At 41.3% G+C, this 19165-nt stretch carries 15 protein-coding genes and 1 riboswitch; of the genes, 7 read left to right on the forward strand and 8 right to left on the reverse strand.

Going from position 1 to position 19165, the window contains the following annotated elements; genetic code table 11:
- Positions 1 to 287: 287 nt before the first annotated feature.
- From V7K38_RS19840 to V7K38_RS19860, 5 genes are all read left to right on the forward strand, one after another.
- Entirely contained in the window at positions 288 to 1343 is a 1056-nt protein-coding gene (locus V7K38_RS19840; RefSeq protein ID WP_334860110.1) for a metal ABC transporter substrate-binding protein, read from the forward strand.
- A gap of 416 nt (positions 1344 to 1759) precedes the next feature.
- A complete protein-coding gene (locus tag V7K38_RS19845) occupies positions 1760 to 2596 on the forward strand; it encodes a metal ABC transporter ATP-binding protein (protein ID WP_334860112.1) in 837 nt (278 codons plus the stop codon).
- 14 nt (positions 2597 to 2610) lie between these two features.
- Entirely contained in the window at positions 2611 to 3465 is an 855-nt protein-coding gene (locus tag V7K38_RS19850) for a metal ABC transporter permease (protein WP_334860113.1), read from the forward strand.
- 86 nt (positions 3466 to 3551) lie between these two features.
- On the forward strand, positions 3552 to 4469 hold the full coding sequence (locus V7K38_RS19855; protein ID WP_334860114.1) for a histone deacetylase family protein: 918 nt from the start codon (positions 3552 to 3554) through the stop codon (positions 4467 to 4469).
- A gap of 158 nt (positions 4470 to 4627) precedes the next feature.
- Positions 4628 to 9118 (forward strand): translation initiation factor IF-2 N-terminal domain-containing protein, encoded by a 4491-nt coding sequence (locus tag V7K38_RS19860; RefSeq protein WP_334860115.1) that lies wholly within the window; start codon positions 4628 to 4630, stop codon positions 9116 to 9118.
- A gap of 36 nt (positions 9119 to 9154) precedes the next feature.
- Here V7K38_RS19860 and V7K38_RS19865 read toward each other — a convergent pair whose 3' ends face one another.
- The 3 genes from V7K38_RS19865 to V7K38_RS19875 are packed head-to-tail and all read right to left on the reverse strand — an operon-like array spanning position 9155 to position 10784.
- On the reverse strand, positions 9155 to 9841 hold the full coding sequence (locus tag V7K38_RS19865; RefSeq protein ID WP_334860116.1) for a DUF6745 domain-containing protein: 687 nt from the start codon (positions 9839 to 9841) through the stop codon (positions 9155 to 9157).
- Positions 9842 to 9852: 11 nt separating this feature from the next.
- The gene (locus tag V7K38_RS19870) at positions 9853 to 10185 is read right to left on the reverse strand and encodes a hypothetical protein (protein WP_334860117.1); all 333 of its coding nucleotides are present in this window, start codon (positions 10183 to 10185) and stop codon (positions 9853 to 9855) included.
- Positions 10186 to 10208: 23 nt separating this feature from the next.
- Positions 10209 to 10784 (reverse strand): hypothetical protein, encoded by a 576-nt coding sequence (locus V7K38_RS19875; protein ID WP_334860118.1) that lies wholly within the window; start codon positions 10782 to 10784, stop codon positions 10209 to 10211.
- Between the two features lie 346 nt (positions 10785 to 11130).
- On the opposite strand from V7K38_RS19875, the gene V7K38_RS19880 reads away from it, so the two are divergent.
- On the forward strand, positions 11131 to 13119 hold the full coding sequence (locus tag V7K38_RS19880; RefSeq protein ID WP_334860119.1) for a S8 family serine peptidase: 1989 nt from the start codon (positions 11131 to 11133) through the stop codon (positions 13117 to 13119).
- A 154-nt stretch (positions 13120 to 13273) separates the two neighbouring features.
- On the opposite strand, the gene V7K38_RS19885 is transcribed toward V7K38_RS19880, so the two are convergent.
- The 4 genes from V7K38_RS19885 to V7K38_RS19900 all read right to left on the reverse strand — a co-directional run bounded on the left by V7K38_RS19885 (position 13274) and on the right by V7K38_RS19900 (position 16370).
- On the reverse strand, positions 13274 to 14056 hold the full coding sequence (locus tag V7K38_RS19885) for an ATP-grasp domain-containing protein (RefSeq protein ID WP_334860120.1): 783 nt from the start codon (positions 14054 to 14056) through the stop codon (positions 13274 to 13276).
- Between the two features lie 161 nt (positions 14057 to 14217).
- Positions 14218 to 14538 (reverse strand): hypothetical protein, encoded by a 321-nt coding sequence (locus tag V7K38_RS19890; protein WP_334860121.1) that lies wholly within the window; start codon positions 14536 to 14538, stop codon positions 14218 to 14220.
- 63 nt (positions 14539 to 14601) lie between these two features.
- Complete coding sequence (thiC, locus tag V7K38_RS19895; protein WP_334860122.1) at positions 14602 to 15975, reverse strand: phosphomethylpyrimidine synthase; 1374 nt, start codon at positions 15973 to 15975, stop codon at positions 14602 to 14604.
- 7 nt (positions 15976 to 15982) lie between these two features.
- Positions 15983 to 16080: riboswitch (TPP riboswitch) on the reverse strand.
- Positions 16081 to 16196: 116 nt separating this feature from the next.
- Positions 16197 to 16370 carry a DUF6887 family protein gene (locus tag V7K38_RS19900; protein ID WP_334860123.1) on the reverse strand — a complete coding sequence of 58 codons (174 nt, stop codon included), beginning with the start codon at positions 16368 to 16370 and terminating at the stop codon, positions 16197 to 16199.
- 212 nt (positions 16371 to 16582) lie between these two features.
- Between V7K38_RS19900 and V7K38_RS19905 the strand changes: the two genes are divergently transcribed.
- A complete protein-coding gene (locus V7K38_RS19905) occupies positions 16583 to 17716 on the forward strand; it encodes a GTPase (RefSeq protein WP_334860124.1) in 1134 nt (377 codons plus the stop codon).
- A 190-nt stretch (positions 17717 to 17906) separates the two neighbouring features.
- On the opposite strand, the gene V7K38_RS19910 is transcribed toward V7K38_RS19905, so the two are convergent.
- On the reverse strand, positions 17907 to 18386 hold the full coding sequence (locus V7K38_RS19910) for a beta-lactamase hydrolase domain-containing protein (RefSeq protein ID WP_334860125.1): 480 nt from the start codon (positions 18384 to 18386) through the stop codon (positions 17907 to 17909).
- Between the last annotated feature and the right edge of the window lie 779 nt (positions 18387 to 19165).

The raw sequence follows: 19165 nt of genomic DNA on the forward strand, positions 1-19165 counted from the left end.
ACGCGGATAATGATGCTAAGATGCCCACCCTACAAGATTGGGTAATTTATTTGTTGGAAGTCCCTTATGTGAAAAAGCCCACGAAAAACCGAACCCCCTTCCCGTAATGGGAAGGGGAAAATTCAGTTCATTAAGCGGACGTGATATTACAAATCCTTTTAATAAAGGAGGATTATAGGTAAAAAATCTACCAATTGACCGAAAATGCCCTGATGGGGCATTGCATTTTGATATCGAGAAAAGGTTTAATTCAAGCTTGACCCTTGAATATAGAAGGCTTGAGTATAATGAAGACCCTCGCAGGATTGCTATTTGTACTTAGCTTCATGGTAGTAGCTTGCAGTCCGTCTCCAAATAAAACGGTGTCTTCCAACCCTGAAGTAACCAGCACTCCGGTTCAAGCAGGAGAACAAAAGGCACAAAATAAGCCTTTAGTTGTGACAACAGTCGCACCTTTAACTAATATTGTGAGTAACATTGCAGGCGATCGCTTAGAAGTTAAGGGTATTATTCCAGAAGGAACTGACTCTCATACCTTTGAGCCTCGTCCTAGCGATGCCGATATACTATCCAAAGCTAATTTGATTATTGCCAACGGATTACATTTAGAATCCCCGACAGAAAAACTAGCTAATGCCTCAAAGCCCAAAGAAACTAAAATCTTTGAATTAGGTAGTAACACTATTACTCAAGACCAATGGCTTTTTGACTTCAGTTTTCCCAAAGAAAAGGGCGATCCCAATCCTCATCTGTGGGTAAACCCCAAGTATGCTGAGAATTACGCCAAACTAGCTGCCCAACAGTTAACCACCTTAGATCCTGCTGGCAAAGACTACTACGCTACCAATCTCAAAAATTATTTACAACGTCTGGATGCTCTAGACAAAGCAACACGCGAAATCGTCGCCAGTATTCCCGCCCAAAACCGTAAACTTTTGACCTACCATGATTCTTGGGCGTATTGGGCTAGACAATATGGTTTTCAAGTAATTGGTGCGATTCAACCTTCAGATTTCAAAGAACCATCCGCTCAAGATGTTGCCAAGCTAATTGACCAAATTCGCAAAGTCGGCGTTCCAGCAATTTTTGGTTCTGAGGTTTACCCCAGCAAGGTAGAAGAACAAATTGCCCGCGAAGCGAAGGTAAAAACAGCCAACACTGCTGATGATGAGTTACCAGGCAAAGGTTCAGCTAATGCGATGGACAATACTAATCCTGAGCATACTTATATTGGTATGATGGCTAACAATATGCGGATTATCGCCTCTAACTTGGGAGGAAATCCTAATTTAGTGAAGAACTTGCAGACTGGAAATGTTGTTGGGCCAACAGCAATCAAGTAGGATCAACAAAATAAATACAGCAGAATTCAGAAATAAGCTGTTCCACAAATAAACTTGCATAAGCTGGGCGGGCAGGATGCCATTGGTGTCAACTTAATGTGAAACCCTTGTAAAAACTGGGTATTGAGTTCGCTTCCCATCATGATCCGCGTTACCCCACCCTAACCCTCCCCGATATAAAGGGGAGGGAACCGGATTTCCTGTTTCCCCCCTTTATAAGGGGGGATTAAGGGGGGTAAAACGGCTGTGGGATAAAGCTTAAAGCTTAACTTGACACCAATGGCAGGATGCCTATTCCACAAGAGTTATATTTAATTGGATTATGCAAATTAGATGTTTTTTAGCTTAAAACACCCTTGATATCTGGCGCAATAGACTTAGCCTATATACAACACCCAACTTGAAATCTGCTGTATATGCAACCAATACTTGAAGTTAAAAATTTAACCTGTGGTTATGAAACCCAGCCAGTGTTTAGCGAGGTTAATTTGACGCTTTACCCTGGTCAATTGACTGGGTTGGTGGGGCCTTCTGGCAGTGGTAAAAGCACTTTAATCAGAGCGATTTTAGGGCTAGTTCAGCCTTGGGGTGGAGAAATTTGGTTTCGAGGAAAGCGCTTAAAACCAGGAGTAGCACCAAAGGCGGTGGGTTATGTGCCGCAGGTGGAAACGGTGGATTGGACTTTTCCAGTTACGGCTTTGGAAGTAGTGATGATGGGACGTTACCAAAAGCAGAAGATGTTACCTTGGTCTTCGTGGCGCGATCGCCAAATTGCCGGCGAACTCCTAGAGCGGGTTGGAGTTGCCCATGTTGCCCATCAACCCATCGGTAATCTCTCTGGTGGGCAACAGCAAAGGGTTTTCATTGCTCGTGCTTTAGTAGGAGAACCAGAAATAGTTCTTCTAGATGAACCTACCAGTAGTTCCGACTTACACGTTCAACACGAACTATTGCACCTATTGGCTGATTTGAATCAGCAAGGCTTAACAATTATCCTCTCTACCCATGACCTCAACTCGGTAGCAACACATCTACCTTGGGTAGTATGTTTCAATCGCGGTTTAGTTTGTCAAGGTCAACCGATCGATGTCTTCACTCCCGCAAATCTTGAACAGACTTTTGGTGGAGAAATGGTAGTTTTCCACGAAGAAGACCGAATTTTGATCGCTAGCGGTGGTACTTCCCTACGTCATCAAATGCAAGATAACTTGCCGGAAGTATTGCGCCGCTCCAACTCGTCTAAGTCTGCTTAATATAAATACTGTATATGGATTTTTTACTAGCTCCCTTTCGCTACGAATTTTTTAGCCGTGCCATTTTAGTAGGCATGATGGCGGGGCTATTATGCGGCATTATGGGAGTTTATATTACAACTCGCAGAATGAGTTACATTGCCCACGGTTTATCTCATGCAATTTTAGGGGGAGCCGTGCTGAGTTATGTACTGGGCTTGAATTTCTACATTGGCTCTGGGATTTGGGGTTTTGCAGCTGCTCTGCTGATTCAATATTTGACAGGACGTAAAATCTACTCGGATGCAGCTATTGGAATTGTGACAACTGCTAGCTTTGCTTTAGGAGTAGCTGTAATTAGTAGCTATCGCAAGTTTAGCCAAAACTTTGAAGCCGCTTTGTTTGGTAATGTGTTGGGGGTTTCCCCTAATGATTTGTGGGTGGTGACGGGTGTGACGATTGTCTTACTCAGTCTGGTTTTCTTGTTCTATCGCCCGTTGTTATTTTGGTGTTTTGATCGGGAAGTTGCTCAGGTTCATGGCGTACCCATTTTTGCAATGGATACTTTATTTGCTTTGATGTTGGCGACTTTACTGGTGGCGACACTGAACGTCTTGGGGGTGACTCTGATTATTTCAGCAGTGGTGATTCCGGCATCAGTTGCGCGATTAGTGAGCGATCGCTTTGGTTATATAATGATCGTCTCCGGGATTTTAGGATCTGCGATTTCCTTTGTAGGCATCTACCTCAGCTACTACCTCGATATTGCCTCTGGAGCTAGTGTAGTGCTACTTTCAACCGCTATATTCGCCTGTGTGCTGCTCACCAAGAATTTGCAAGGACGGTATAAACGCCGTCTCCCTCCCCTCCCGACAAAACATCTTCCTTAGTACAGCTTTGCGTAAGAATCGTAGCGTTTTTAAACGCAGAGGTATGCGTATTGATCTCTAGGTGTATTTGGCTTCACAATTAAAACATGAACTTGCCAATTATTTACCACCCAGATTACGTTGCCCCATTGCCTGAAGGACATCGTTTCCCGATGTCTAAGTTCCGACAACTCTATGAATTACTGTTAGCTGATGGTGTAGCTAATCAAGAACAATTTCACGCCCCCGAACGTCCCCCGCTAGAATTGATAGAGTTAGTCCACACTCCAAGCTACGTTCAAGCTTACTGTGAGGGAACCCTAGATGCCAAAGCACAGCGACGCATTGGTTTGCCTTGGAGTCCAGCATTAGCGAATCGTACTTGTGTAGCGGTAGGTGGTACGATACTCACTGCAAAACTAGCGCTAAGTCATGGTTTAGCTTGTAATACAGCTGGTGGAACTCATCATGCCTTTCCTAGTTATGGTTCTGGTTTTTGTATTTTCAACGATTTAGCGATCGCTTGTCGCGTCTTACAAAAATTCGGACTCGTCCAAAAAATCCTAATTGTCGATTTGGATGTCCATCAAGGAGACGGTACAGCTTTTATCTTTCAAGACGACGACAGCGTTTTTACTTTCTCCATGCACTGCGAAGTCAATTTTCCCGGTACAAAACAAAACAGCGATTTGGATGTCCCTTTGCCGATAGGAATGGAAGATGACGCTTATTTACAAACCTTGGCAAATTATCTAGCCGATTTATTGTCTAAAGTCAAGCCAGACTTAGTATTTTATGATGCAGGTGTTGACCCTCACATAGGCGATCGCTTGGGCAAATTAGCCTTAACCGATGCTGGCATTTTCCGCCGCGAAATGCAGGTTTTAAGTACTTGTATGAGTAGCGGTTATCCCGTCGCTTGCGTCATTGGCGGCGGTTATGCTGATGATTTGAAATCTTTAGTTTGGCGACATTCCTTGCTGCATCGCGCTGCGAGTGAAGTTTACCAACACTATAAACTATAGTAATTTCATAAATACTACTTAAACTCGTAACGTATTTAAACGCAGAGTCTTACCAAATTTAACTCATAGCAAATTGTACTAAAATAATACTTTGCGCTCCTCTGCGCTTACCTTTGCGCCCCTCTGCGTTTAAATCTAAACTCTTAATTGTTAACTGGATGAACAACGGCAAACTCAGAGTCTACGAACTAGCAAAAGAATTAAATTTAGATAGCAAAAAGCTATTAGTAATTTGTGAAAAACTTAAAATCGCAGTCAAAAGCCATACCAGTGCAATTCCAGAATCCGATGTAGAACGAATTCGTGTAGCAGTAAGTAAACTAACAGCAAAATCCTCGAAAACTAAAACAAACTCTGAAGATTGGGGCTATACATTTATAGCTTCAGCAATTGATAGTTTCATCCGCCATCTTGAAGGTGAAAGCGCCCTGAAATCATATCCCGATTTTAGAGAGCGCCGCGATCGCGCCAATGAGTTAATGTATGAATGTGTCGGTAAAAAGCCTTCTCTATTTTACGTGCGTCGCAAAGGCGCGGGAAAAGAGGCGAGAGAGGAAATCTGGGATTTGACAATAGCCACAGACTCCGATGATTTTCCATTACCCGCAAGACTTGACAAGCTCAGAAAAACATTAGGATTTAGAGCAGCTGTCCAAAAAGATGGCCGCGACAGCTTAAAAATACTTTCGGCTCAGTTGTTACAACCCTCACGAGGACACGCCGACAGCTATGCTATACCTTGTCGCTTGCGTCTACTCGCTAATCATCAGCATCATCTCGATATTCCCCAGGCGACATTAAAACGTATCGCCGCCGCGCCAGTTTGTGGCGAAAATGTGCCTACAGAAGATCAGCTTAAAGCTTGGAAAGCATTTTTGCAAATTGAGGAAAAAATTGCTAAAGCTCGTCAATTTTGTGTGCGTTACGTAAGCCATAATTATAACTTCAAAAGGCGAATTAGTTTTGAAATTGATGTAACCTCAGCCACCCTTGACGGCTTTTATCAAAATTCCCTCGATGTAGACAATTTTTGGGAACGAGCAAGACGGACAAAAAACGAAGATTTAAAACTTTTTGAAACCGCTCCTGTTGGCAAAAATTGGATTAGCGGTCGTCAATTAGGAACTGTTGAAGAAGTTGATATCAACCGTGGTATTATCAGCCTCAGACTAGAACGCGATTTAGCTGAATTCATGGCAACAGAGCGTTATAAGTTGCCAGATACAGGTTTTTTATGTTTTGAGGCAGTTGGTGATATTCAGCAGATTCAACGTAAGAAAAAAGCTTTAGATGATTTGAATAATGGTTACACTCAAAACCCTTATTTGGGTAACTTTTTATTCGATGCTTCTCAGGCTAGACAAATAAAAACAACTGTTGAACTTCAACCACAAGATTTATTATTATCTTCTGCTAATCCTGGCCAAAAAGCAGCAGTAGAAAAGGTACTTGCCGCGAAGGATCTTGTTCTCATCCAAGGGCCACCAGGTACTGGTAAAACTACCGTAATTGCCGAGATTTGCTATCAAATTGCCCTTCGCGGTGGACGTACCTTAATCGCATCTCAAGCCAATTTAGCAGTAGATAATGCTCTGAGTCGATTAGTTCATAACCCAGTAATTCGCGCTGTACGAAAAGGTAGAGCCGAAAAAGTTGGCGAAGAAGGACAGCCCTTTTTAGAAGACCAAGTGATTGGCAGATGGCTAGAAAATACAGCAACTGACTGCGAAAATAATATTAGACAACGGCTCGAAAATGTTCAAATCTTTAGTCGATTACTATTATCATCACAAAGATTTGCACCCTACTTTCAAGCCGAAGAAGAATTCAATCAGCAACAAGTAAAATTCAATAAAAATAAGTTAAAGATAGAAACTAATTTTAAAAACCAAGAACAATCTTATAACGAAATTCTAGAAAAACAGAACAATGTTGAATCTCTAGTTACAGGGTTAGAAAATATACTAAATACTGTACAAAATATTAACTGGGAAACTCCAGAAGTTACAGATTTCTTACCACTTCTGAAGCCATACACAGAAGGGAATAGTTTAGTAGAAGAATTTTTAGCAAATGTTCGTCAAACTATAAAATATACTGACGAACTTGGGTTAGTGCGTCCAGCACTTGGTGCTTTTGGTTTAGCGGTTTGGTTGCGTGAAACTGTAACAACAGAAATTTCTGGATTTAAAACTGCTTTGACTCATGCTCAAGAAGCGAGTAATGCCATCTTAGAAATTGCAGCATCAGTGGAGGATGTCAAACAGAAATTTGCATTATTAAATCAAGTACAACCAGATTATCAGAAATATCTTGCCAAACTGCAAAACATACAGCAAACAATCCAGATATGGGAAAACCGCCAACGGGAAATTGATTATATTATCTTAGCCGTAAAAGAATGGAAATCTACAGCCCCTTCTCATCTGTATCAAACTTTAAAAGATTGTCAGCAATCAGGTTTACCACTAACAGAAAACTTAGTTGACTTACCGCTAGGTTTGTTGATGTTTGCTAATACATTAAAATTACAAATAGTACCAAAAACTTACAAAATTAATCTACCGGAATGGGAGCTATTGACAAAAGCGATCGCTTATGAAATAGACGGAGGTTTTACCGATAGACGGGGTAAACAGCATAATTTTAGCTATTTCTTGCAAGAAAATTTTAGTCAGATTCCAATGGTACTATCAAAGAGTGACCGCACCCAATGGCAAGAAACCTATCAACAGTTTAGCAATTATCAGCTACTCAACCCCAAACAGCGAAAATTACTGGTTGAGAATACCCAGGTTTTCTTAATTAGAATGCAAAAAACCTATGGCGCATCATGGGAATGGAATAACATCGACTCTACTCTCACCCGCATTACCCAAGAATTGCTAGATACAATCCTTGCAAATGCGCGTCAATGCGTTTTAAAAGTCAAAACCGAAACTGAACAACAGCTACAGTATCTACAACGACAATTAAATGAACTTCAAAAAAATGAAGTTAGCCAACAGCAAATATCTATTACTCAAGCTGAGGTAGAAAAAGCACAGCAAGAGGCTAATTTGCAACTTGGAAAAGTTATTAATAACTTACAAGAACTTAATCAACAAAATATACCTGCTCAATTACGTATTATAACTGAGCAATATCTTGCAACACAATCAAAGATTTGGGAGCAGCCACAAGAATTTTCAAATCAAGTTAATTATTGGGTAACTTCTATTAGTCAGCTTGAAACGTTAATTTCATCATTACAGCCTATTGCTGTGCTAGAGATAATTAGAAATTCTCTACACGAGCATCTATCAAAGTTACAAGAGGAAACTAAAACTGCTCTACAGCAGCTTCAAAAATCACAAATTAGCTTACGCGAAATAGAAGAGAAATTACAACCTCAGCCATCAGATAATTTAATAAAAGAAAGGAATTGGTGGTTGACAGAATGGCAAATAATGCCGGATAAGTTTAAGCCAGAAAATTTTGCTGCTGACTTGTCTAATATAGAGTTATTGCGTGGAATAAATATTCAGTTTGAATTTTGGCAGAAGGAACTCGAAAAAGACGAAATTTATCTCAACAAATATCAGAATTTTGTACAAGATTGGATTGGAAAATTAAGACAACCAACAGAAGGCGATAGCGACGATTTAAGACGCATTTATTTAGATAATGCTAACGTCGTTGGTATAACCTGTGTTCAAGCTGCAAATAGAGGATTTTCTGAAGAATTTAAATCTTTTGATGTCGTCATAATTGATGAAGTTAGTAAGTGTACTCCACCAGAGTTACTAATTCCAGCTTTGAAAGGCAAAAAATTAGTCATGGTAGGCGATCATCGGCAATTACCACCCATGCTTGATACTAGCACTGTTGAAGAAGTTGCTCAGACAATGGGCAATACACGAGACGAATTACAATTTTTAGAAGAATCGCTATTTAAAAGTCAGTTTGAATCGGCTGATGAAAGCATTAAACAAATGCTAACTACACAATATCGAATGCATCCATTTATTATGGGAGCAATCAATCAGTTTTATGATGGTAAACTAGAATCTGGAATTTTGGAACCGGATACCAAACGCGCACATCATTTAGGAAGCGAAATTATCCAAGAATCTCAGCATCTTATTTGGGTAAAAACGCCTATTGAAAATCAGTTTTTAGAGCAAAGAAACGGAACTTCTTACTTTAATACTCTTGAAATTGATGCAATTGAAAGTCTGTGTCAGCAGTTTGAGACTACTTGGGCTGAGAAAGTTGCTAATGGTGAACCAAAAAAGGAAATTGCTGTAATTACATTTTATGGCGCTCAATTAAGAAAAATTGATGAACGTTTGCAATCTGAACTTTTCCCTTCATTAGAGATTCGTACAGGTACAGTAGACAGATTTCAAGGTATGGAACGACCTGTTGTTATTGTTAGCATGGTTCGCAATAATAGTAAAGGAGATGTGGGATTTGCTAAAAAACCAGAACGGGTAAATGTTGCATTTTCTCGCGCTCAAGAATTACTAATAATTGTGGGTTGTCATAATTTATTTACCCATCAATCAGGTAAAGTCGGAAGTATGTATTCTGAGGTTTCAAATGTTGTCAGTCTACATGGAGGTTTAGTTGATATTTCTCGCCTCTTAATGTTAAATGAACATTAACGGGATCTACGGTATCGCGGAAGTCCCACATCTCTATTAAGCCTCGATCGCAGGGTTATAATCATCTGGGTTATTAAAGCCTGCAATCCAAGCGGCTGCTTGATGGCAAGTCTGTATGTCAGGGGGAACGCGCAAGATATGAATATGTCCTGTGGATGGACAGGTGACTTTCAAAACCATAAACGGCTCATCATCTTCAAAAGGGATGTAGACTAGTTGACGTTCTCCACCAGCGTCACGATCGCGATCGCGGATCAATCCTCCCACTTGCTGTAAAAATGTCTCGTATCCCAGACGTTCAATCAGCACGCGCCGCAATTCAACATTCTCCACATTAAGAATATCTTGTCCAGTTAAAGACTGGGATTCAAAGGCAATCTTATCTGTCACCTGCACACCTCGCCAGCGCCAAACAAAACCATGTCCCGCAGATATACTAGTAATTCCACTTCCGGCCAACTCAATCCAAGACGTAACGCGGAGTCCTTTGGGAAGAGTTGTGAGGTTTACACAGTCGCTGATATCAAGACTTTCACAGGTGAGATTTTCAGGGAGATTGTAAAGATCCAATACACCGCTTAAATCGAGATGCCCTAAAACGCGCATCCCATCCCAAGCACGATGCTCAAGGATAAGCTTTCGAGCATTTTCAGCTGATACAGGCTCGTGACTTTGGTTTGGGCGCTGCAAAACTTGTTTATTCGGCACACGTCCATTCGACATAATTTTGAGCATTAATCTATCACCTCCACATAAGCATCAGGTCGATATTCGCGTTGTTTCCAGACGCGGTAAAGCCCTTGGGGTAATTCAATCGCTCGATGTTCTTCATGAATTAAAGTAGCACTTGGTTCTTTAACCTCAAGAAAAAGCTCACTACCATGTACCCACAACTGAACAGCATCAGATTGCTGAATGCGATGGCTATGTCCTGTAACTTCACCATGAGCCAGAGTAGCACCTACACCCTTCTTAGCACCGACAGGTAAGCTAGCAATATGCCCAATCAAAACGTCGCCATGTCTGTAAAGAATACTATCTTCAGAGTTATTGCTGTTCTTAAACATCTTTTTTATATAATTACGAATTATCAACGTTCTAGTCTCAAACCTCTTTCCATAAGCATCTGAGGTTCGATATTCTCAACTTTAGGTATTGCTTCTAGCTGAGGAATCTTAGCGATCGCATCAGCAATATTACCAGATCGGACACGCAACCAAGCGCCATGAGGTGCATAGTCAAGGATTTGTACTACTTCGTAACCCGCTCGATTAATTACCTCGCGCTGAGATTCCACATCAACGCCTTCAGCAAAGCGGATAAAAACCAGTCCAGTTGGTACTGCTAAAGAACCATTGGGTTGCACTGTGTAAATCGGACTCAGTTTATTCTGCTCTGATTGATTGGGTTCGCCTGAAAAAACTGCGTAGGCGTAGCCCGTCACACCATCGTTAAGTTGTAAAATTGCTCCTGGTGCCACCGTCTTGGGCTGATTATAATGTATTGCATAGTACCCAGACTTACGAGTATAGGATACAGCAGTGAAATCGCTACCAACACGAATTTGTTCAGGATACTCAGAAAAATAGTCGTTTTGAAATCTCACTTCAGAAATCAGGGGTAAAGAGTACACCTGGAGAAAATACTCAGCCGGAAAATAAAACATCTTTCTTAAGTTCTAATGATGTTATAGCGTTTTTCAGTGGTATGGAATACAAATTTTGCTCGGAATGCAAGCTATATGCCCCTAATGATAGTGAAGATTCTTAAAGCAACCTAACTTTGAATCCTCTCTTTTCTGGAAAGACGAATCGAAGGTTTGTATGAACTTTAGAGAGATTAAATCCTATTTAAGCTGTATCTTTTTAAGATCGTAATACACATATAACACATGAAATAAAAAGCATCTATAAAGTAAACCTAAGTGCAATCTGCATGTACCATGTAGCCAGCTTTAAAAGTAAGTCGCAATTCCCAATTCCCCATTTTCAAAACATTTAGGAGATTAAAATATGGTTCAGGTTCGCTATGGTGGACAAAACGGTACACAGTATGAACTTGCTATCAGTGACGAACACGTCGTAGTGCGTACCGAAAGCCGCAGTAGTATTGTCGGTGCAAGACCGTTTGAAGTCGCGCCTGTGTCACCCACGGCTCGTAGCATCCTCAATCAATTCGAGTTAACAACGCGGTTTCGGCAAGCGGGTGTAGAAATTTTGCGTGCGAAAACTCCGAATCAAGGTGTCGCTCTGCGCGATCGCGCCCGTGAAATTCTCAATCAAGAATCTGAAGTCCAATTTGCCGGACGTGTCCTCATCGATCCAGTGTCCAGTCAACCGATAATTTATACCGAAAACCTCTTCGTTAAATTCGATAACGAAGAAGAATCAAGGGTTTGCGAAGAGTTATTAAAACGTTACGGTTTAACAATTAAACGTCAACTTGAGTATGCACGTAATGCTTATTTTGTCAATGCACCTGCAAATACTGGTATAGCCATATTTGACATCGCCGAGAGACTTCTGAATGAAGAATCAGTTGAACTGTGCCATCCTGAATTAGTCCGTGAATCACGCCAACGTCAGGTTTTCCCGCAGCAATGGCACTTAAAGCAAACAACAATCAATGGTAAAGTAATTAACGCTCATGCCAACGTTGAGGCGGCTTGGAAATTAAGCGATGGCACAGGGGCAATCATTGCAATTATTGACGACGGTGTGGATCTCGAACATGAAGAATTCCGTTCCTCTGGAAAGATTGTTGCCCCGCGTGATGTCACACGTAAAAGTGACAATCCCAGACCCGGAAACGACAATAATCACGGGACATCTTGTGCCGGAGTAGCTTGCGGAAACGGGAAATTTGGTGCATCTGGTGTAGCACCGGGTGCAAAACTAATGCCGATTCGTTTAGCTTCGTCATTGGGGTCACAGGATGAAGCAGATGCTTTTATTTGGGCGGCTCAAAATGGCGCTGATGTCATTTCTTGTAGTTGGGGCCCAGCAGATGGTACTTGGTTTGAGCCAGACGATCCTGTACACAAGCAAAAAGTACCTCTGCCTGATTCCACACGGCTTGCTATGGACTTTGCAATCAATAAAGGACGCAACGGCAAGGGCTGTGTAATTTTATTCGCGGCTGGCAATGGTAACGAAAGCGTGGATAACGACGGCTACGCCAGCTACCAAAAGGTAATTGCAGTGGCAGCTTGTAACGACTTTGGCACGAGAAGCGCTTACAGCGACTTTGGTCAGGCGGTGTGGTGTGCCTTCCCTAGTAACAATGGTGATAGTTCTCAAACCCCAGGAATTTGGACAACCGATCGTTCTGGTGTCGTTGGTTATAATTCGGTTAATGTGAGTCTGGGTGATGCTGGAGGTAATTACACGAACGAATTCGGGGGAACGTCTAGCTCGTGTCCAGGTGCGGCTGGGGTAGCAGCCTTGATTATTGCCAGAAATCCCAATCTGCGTTGGGACGAAGTACGAGATATTATAAAACGCTCTTGCGATCGCATCGATCAAGCTGGAGGTAAATATGATGCCAATGGTCGCAGCCCTTTCTACGGTTATGGTCGAATGAATGCTCTCAAAGCTGTAGAATTGGCCAAGCCGGCGCAAACATCGCCCATTACTATATTCAAGGCAGTGCAAGATATCCCCATTAACGACTTACAAACATCAACATTGTCGTTGGCGATCGCTAATACCAGTCTGATGAAGTCCATCAAAGTTAATGTAGACATTGAGCATACTTACATTGGCGATCTTGTCGTTACCCTCCTTCCGCCAGTGCAAATAGGCGTACTTCCCATCATTCTGCACGATCGCCAAGGCGGAGCTACAGATAATATCAAAACAACTTATGACGAGGTAAACACCCCAAAACTTGCTGCCTTTAAAGGTAAAAGTCCCCAAGGAACCTGGACACTTGAAGTTGCAGATAAAGCTAACGCAGATACAGGAAAGATTCGCAGCTTGACCATTGAAATTGGATTATGAACCAAGCGTATTGGCTTAAGGATAATTGTAGACTGGGTGAGCGATCGCAAAACCCAACCTTTTTTTTGCGTAAATTTCGTGGCGAATTGAGAGTTTAAATTTAAACGCAGATGCGCTTCGCCTTCCGCAGGATAGGAGCGCAAAGGTTTAATCATCACAGTACCCACAGTTGAGTAAAATGTTCAGCCGTCCATCCAACAATATCTGATACCTGTCCATCACCAATTTCTACAATCCGCTTACTACCATCTTTACGCTCTATTACATCCACAGAGAAAAACTGACTTCTAATCCGCTTGGCACACTCAGAAACAATCTCTGGAATTTCTTCCTCTGGTAAAGCGGCAAAAGGTTTACCATATACGACAAAGTAACGCTTTTCGGTTTCAGGCACAAAATCTTCAATCCGCCGGACACAAATACCTCCCTCAATACTGCCCCGAAATTTCTGCATTTGGGCAACCACTGTTTTGATTTCTGAAGGTTTATCAATTATCGAACCAACTGAGGTTTTGAGAGACTTAACATAATCTTTGATAAAAAATCCATTCCAGCCAAGTCGATTCAACTCATTCTCTAAATCATCATCGACAGAATAAAATTTAGTCTCTGGAGTTAAATCAGTAATCAGGGGATACCAGTTTGTCAGATAGTGCGTAGCTAGATACTCAGCCTTAGAAGTTAAAACACTTGCCCCTGTATTCTCTACAACACTAACCAAGAACTCATAATCGGAAGGCGAGAGCATCCAACCCCGATAAACCACTTTTGAATCAAGAGTTGGGACTGGAATAATCTTTGATGAACCAGATCCTAGCGACTCCAAAGAAATAACAGAAGTTGCAAACCCAGCATTTTGCATACAAGCAACTTGCTCCAAGTATGCTGAATCGGCTTTCTTCGGATTGAAGTAATCACTGGGAAAAAGAAATCTCACACTCACAATATTTGGATTGAATATACAGCTAATTACTAATTATATCGGACGGAACTCTGTAAATCTCTGAGATGGAGTCCTGTAAATAATCCTGCAAAACAACTTTTGAGAATCACAATCGGCAGAGCATTTTTTGTTTCATGTATTTGCGATCGCATAATTCAACCTACCTTGAAAAATACCCATCCAACCCCTAGCGCTATCAAGGTGAGTTTTGTATTCATTACCACCTCTGAACTCGGCAGTTGAGCCTTTTTACTCGGCAGTTGAGCCTTTTTACTCGACAGTTGAGCCTTTTTACTTGGCAGTTGAGCCTTTTTACTTGGCAGTTGAGCCTTTTTACTTGGCAGTTGAGCCTTTTTACTCGACAGTTGAGCCTTTTTACTCGGCAGTTGAGCCTTTTTACTTGGCAGTTGAGTCTTTTTACTCGGCAGTTCGCAAACAATAGCCGAAACCCTGGTTTTTAGGTAGGGGCAATTCATGAATTGCCCCAGAGCGCGTATAGTTTTGCATGAAAAACTATTGTAACGGCAGAAGACAATCTGTTAGCTTTGACTCACAGGCTCTTTCGCCAAGAACTTCTCTAATTCTGTCAGCGCATCAGCATCAACCTTAGTTTGCATTGGGCAGAACTTAGGGCCACACATCGAACAAAACTCAGCAGTTTTATAAATATCTGCTGGTAAAGTTTCATCGTGATATTCCTTAGCTCTTTCTGGATCGAGTGATAATTCAAACTGACGGTTCCAATCGAAGTTGTAACGCGCCTTAGAAAGTTCATCATCTCTATCCCTTGCACCAGGGCGATGTCTAGCAATATCAGCCGCATGAGCCGCTATTTTATAGGCAATCAATCCATTTCTGACATCTTCGGCATTTGGTAGACCCAAATGTTCTTTGGGTGTTACATAGCACAGCATTGCAGTACCGTACCATCCAGCCATCGCTGCTCCAATGGCTGAAGTAATATGGTCATAACCAGGAGCAATGTCTGTCACCAATGGCCCCAAAACATAGAAAGGTGCTTCAGAACACTCTTCCATCTGCTTACGGACATTGAACTCAATTTGATCCATTGGCACGTGTCCCGGCCCTTCCACCATCACCTGGACATCATCTTCCCAGGCTTTGCGAGTTAGCTGTCCCAGTGTTTTCAATTCAGCTAATTGTGCTTCATCTGAGGCATCATGGGTACAACCAGGACGGAGGGAATCTCCTAAACTGAAGGAGACATCGTACTTTTTGAAAATCTCAATAATATCTTGGAAGTGTGTATAAAGCGGGTTTTGTTTGTGGTGATGCAGCATCCACCGCGCCAAAATACCGCCGCCGCGAGAGACAATACCGGTGAGCCGATTTCTCACCAAAGGCAAATGCTCAATCAAAATTCCAGCGTGGATAGTTTGATAATCTACCCCTTGCTGGGCGTGTTTTTCGATGATATGGAGAAAATCATCAGCAGTCAGATTCTCAATTGTGCCGTGGACACTTTCTAAAGCTTGGTAAACAGGTACCGTACCAATGGGAATAGGTGAAGCCTTGATGATTGCGGTACGAATTTCATCCAAATTACCGCCACCTGTGGATAAATCCATCAGGGTATCAGCACCGTACTTCACCGCTAGATTCAGCTTATCAATTTCTTCTTGAAGATTAGAAGAGTTGGGGGAAGCGCCGATATTAGCATTTACCTTACATTTAGAGGCGATGCCAATAGCCATCGGCTCTAGATTAGTGTGATTAATATTAGCGGGGATAATCATTCGCCCCCGCGCCACTTCGTCACGAATGAGATCGGTAGGGAGATTTTCTCGTTGGGCGACGTAGTGCATTTCTTCGGTGATGACACCTTGGCGGGCGTAGTGCATTTGTGATACATTAACCTGCCCACGCCGTTTAGCAACCCATTCTGTCCGCATATTGTGATTCCTCTATAAACAGCTTCCCTCCGCTGGTATTACCCAGACTCAGGTGTTAAGGGTGTGATCTCAGCCTGGTTTATGTAGGCACCCCTAGCATGGATGTAGTGTATCACCTTCGTTATATCTGGGAGCAAGGGTGTTAAAAATTTATGCTGTTTTTTCACAGTCTGGCGATGTCTACGAGGGGCTGCGCCTACTCTATTTCTGTTGAATAATGTCTAATATGCCTTGTGAATTTCCTCTGGAGTCATAGAGGCGGGATAAGTCGCAGAGGGAGGTTTTGCCGTCAAACGATCGGCAAGTGCGTAAAAAGCCTCTTGATCATCTTGATGTGCAATGACATAGGCGCGTAATTCTGCCTTGCTGATAGAATGAAAGTTTGGTTTACTCATGGATATTCCCCGTTGCCATCAGAGTAATTTAATGATGTGAAACCTTTGCAATACTATGTTAGTTGTATGTCTCCCTGAATATTTAGGGCTAGTAAATGGAAATTACGCCACAAAGTTGTAAGTTTTGTTATTTAAGTATATCCACCGTGATTTCTAAAGCAATATAAATTACATAATTGGCTGTAATTATATAGTTATTGGAAAAATATTCAATGGTTAATCCAGCGCCGAATAGTTCAGATGAGAAAGAGTTTTGGGAAAATGTAGATACTCAATTTGAGGAAAAAGTCCAAGATTTTTCTAAAACTCTGAATATAGCTGTCATTGGAAAGGTTAGTTCTGGTAAAAGCTCATTAATTAATGCTTTACTCAAAAAAAGTCGCAAAAAAGCCATAGCAGAAGTGGGTGCTGAAGCTGGTGTAACCACAAAATTAAAAATATTGCGACTTGATGATAGAGTTAGGCTAATCGATTCACCAGGACTTGATGATGTCCGTTCTGAGAATAGTGATATTACACGAGAATTTCTTAAACATATTGATGTAGGTATTTTAGTTGTAACCGGAGCCGCAGATGCGTCCCAGAAAAGATATTTAGACGATCTTCTAGCACACTGTGAATCTGTATTTGTTGTTTTGAATAAAATTGATGAGTGGGATAAGCATTCTCCTTTGGCTTTAGAAAAGGTTATTACTCAGTGGAAAGAGGTGCTTAAGATAGAAAAAATTTATCCAGTGTGTGCATTTGGCTATGATGCTGATACTCTCCCTGGCACTCCACTAGATATTCGTGGTGTATATTGGCTTCGGGAGGATATAGAAAATTTCTTAGGCTTAAAGGGAAAGGATCTACTACTCGCTCGTCACATGGGTGAGAAAAAATCTTATGCAGTAGGTATCATAGCAACAGCATTAGTTGCAGTTGCTGTTCAAGCATTTATTCCTGGCAGTGCAGCTTACATAACAGCTACACAAGCTGCTGCGATCGTCTCTTTATCTTATCTGTATACTGGCGAAATTCTTTCATCAAAAGCAGCTTTTGCTTTACTTCCGGCGTTTGCAAGTGAAGCAGCTACAACAACATTGTTTTTGTGGGTTAAATCCTTCCTACCACCAACTGGAGTCATTGATATTGCAGCAGCAGTTATTGCTGTAAGCATTACCCTTGCAATTTTAGCTACTGTCAACTCTCTACTTGCAAGTGGAGCAAAACTAGAGGAAGAAGAACTTCTTAAATCAAAGTTCCGAACTTACCGCAAGCAGGCAGAGACAGCTTTAAAAGGTTTAGCCCTGACAGATTTGAAAGATTTACCATCTTTGAAAGGGATTATCGAGAAACTTTTATAGCAAATATTCATTAATCCAAAAAAAGTGATCGCACCCTCATACCCTTGAACCAAAATTATACCTGACTAAAAGAAACCTCTCTCTGGTTTTATTATGCAAAACCATCCCTCTCCGAGTCGGAGAGGGACAGACTTGAACGACAGTTCAAGGCAGGGAGAGGTTTTTCAAATTCACACTGAGTAAACCTGTTTCAGCCAGTAGGCACAACTACTTTTGCATATTTGTTAACATAGTCCACAAATAATTGCTTCAGTCGGGGACTAATGCCAGCATGTTCAAAGAATCCAAACCCCAGATTCTTAGCTCTTGCTAAGGTTTCCTCTGCTGTTAATCCTTCCTGGATAGCGATACTTAAGAGTGCAATTCCAGTCGAACGCATCCCGGCTGCACAATGCACAACTGCTGGTTTAGGAATTTCTTCGAGTGTCGTGAGGATTTTAGTAATCGCCTCCTCATTGAAATTTTTTAAATCCACCTTGAGTGGAACATTCGTATAATGCAACCCCAATGCTTCCGCTACTTTTTGCTCATCCTTGGAAAATCCTAGTTCATCAGGCGATCGCAGATTTAGGATGGATTTAAAACCTTCTTGGATAGCTTGCTCAAGCTGTTTTGGTATGACTTGTCCTGTAGTTGTCAAGTTTTCGTTAATCTGTATAGCGTTGATCACATTCACTCCTTTTCACTTTTTAATAGCTTCCAGCTTGGTAAATACTCGAATTAGCAAGCTTTAAGAAGATTATTCAAATAACTGCAGCAAAATTAGCTAAATATCAAACGATATTGCTTGATTACTTCAAAATCTGCCTTTTGAAGCTGATTATTTTATTGCTTTACTCATAATATACGGTTTATCGATGGGAATTATGATGATTAGAACTAATTATGCTTTTTGCTCATATATTTACATTAGGTTATATATATTTATACGACAGTCAGACCTCTTGCACGAATAGTATATGTACGGAAAAATACAAGTAGAATAAGAGCAATGAGCTGCGAACAAATAAAAAATCTACCGCCAGCATAATTTAAACGGCTGTATTCCGAGACATAAGTAAGTCGGCGTAAGTAATTAAATCTTTGTAGTGTTCGCGTAGCGTCTCTACGAACTAATTTCAATATTTATTACATTAGTTAATATAGTTTTAGTTATTCTCACTGGCTTACTTATTCAGTAATTAATTGTCATAAAGTACAAGGCTGTAGCCCATCTACAAAGGTATTATCTGACACAGATAGAAAGTTGAAGGAAGCAAAAGAAGCAACTCATTAGGGGTTAAATTACCGGATGATTTCGAGCTACTGAATGAAAGTTACGATCCGAACTTGATATTACTTTAATAATCTCTTGTTGAAAACCCCCGATTTAAGTCGAGGGTTTTAAATGCTGAAAAATGAATTTGTAACTTTGATTTTATTAACATATTGCTCATCTGTTACTGCTTA

It is taken from the genome of Nostoc sp. (assembly GCF_036917465.1).
GTDB lineage: Bacteria > Cyanobacteriota > Cyanobacteriia > Cyanobacteriales > Nostocaceae > Nostoc.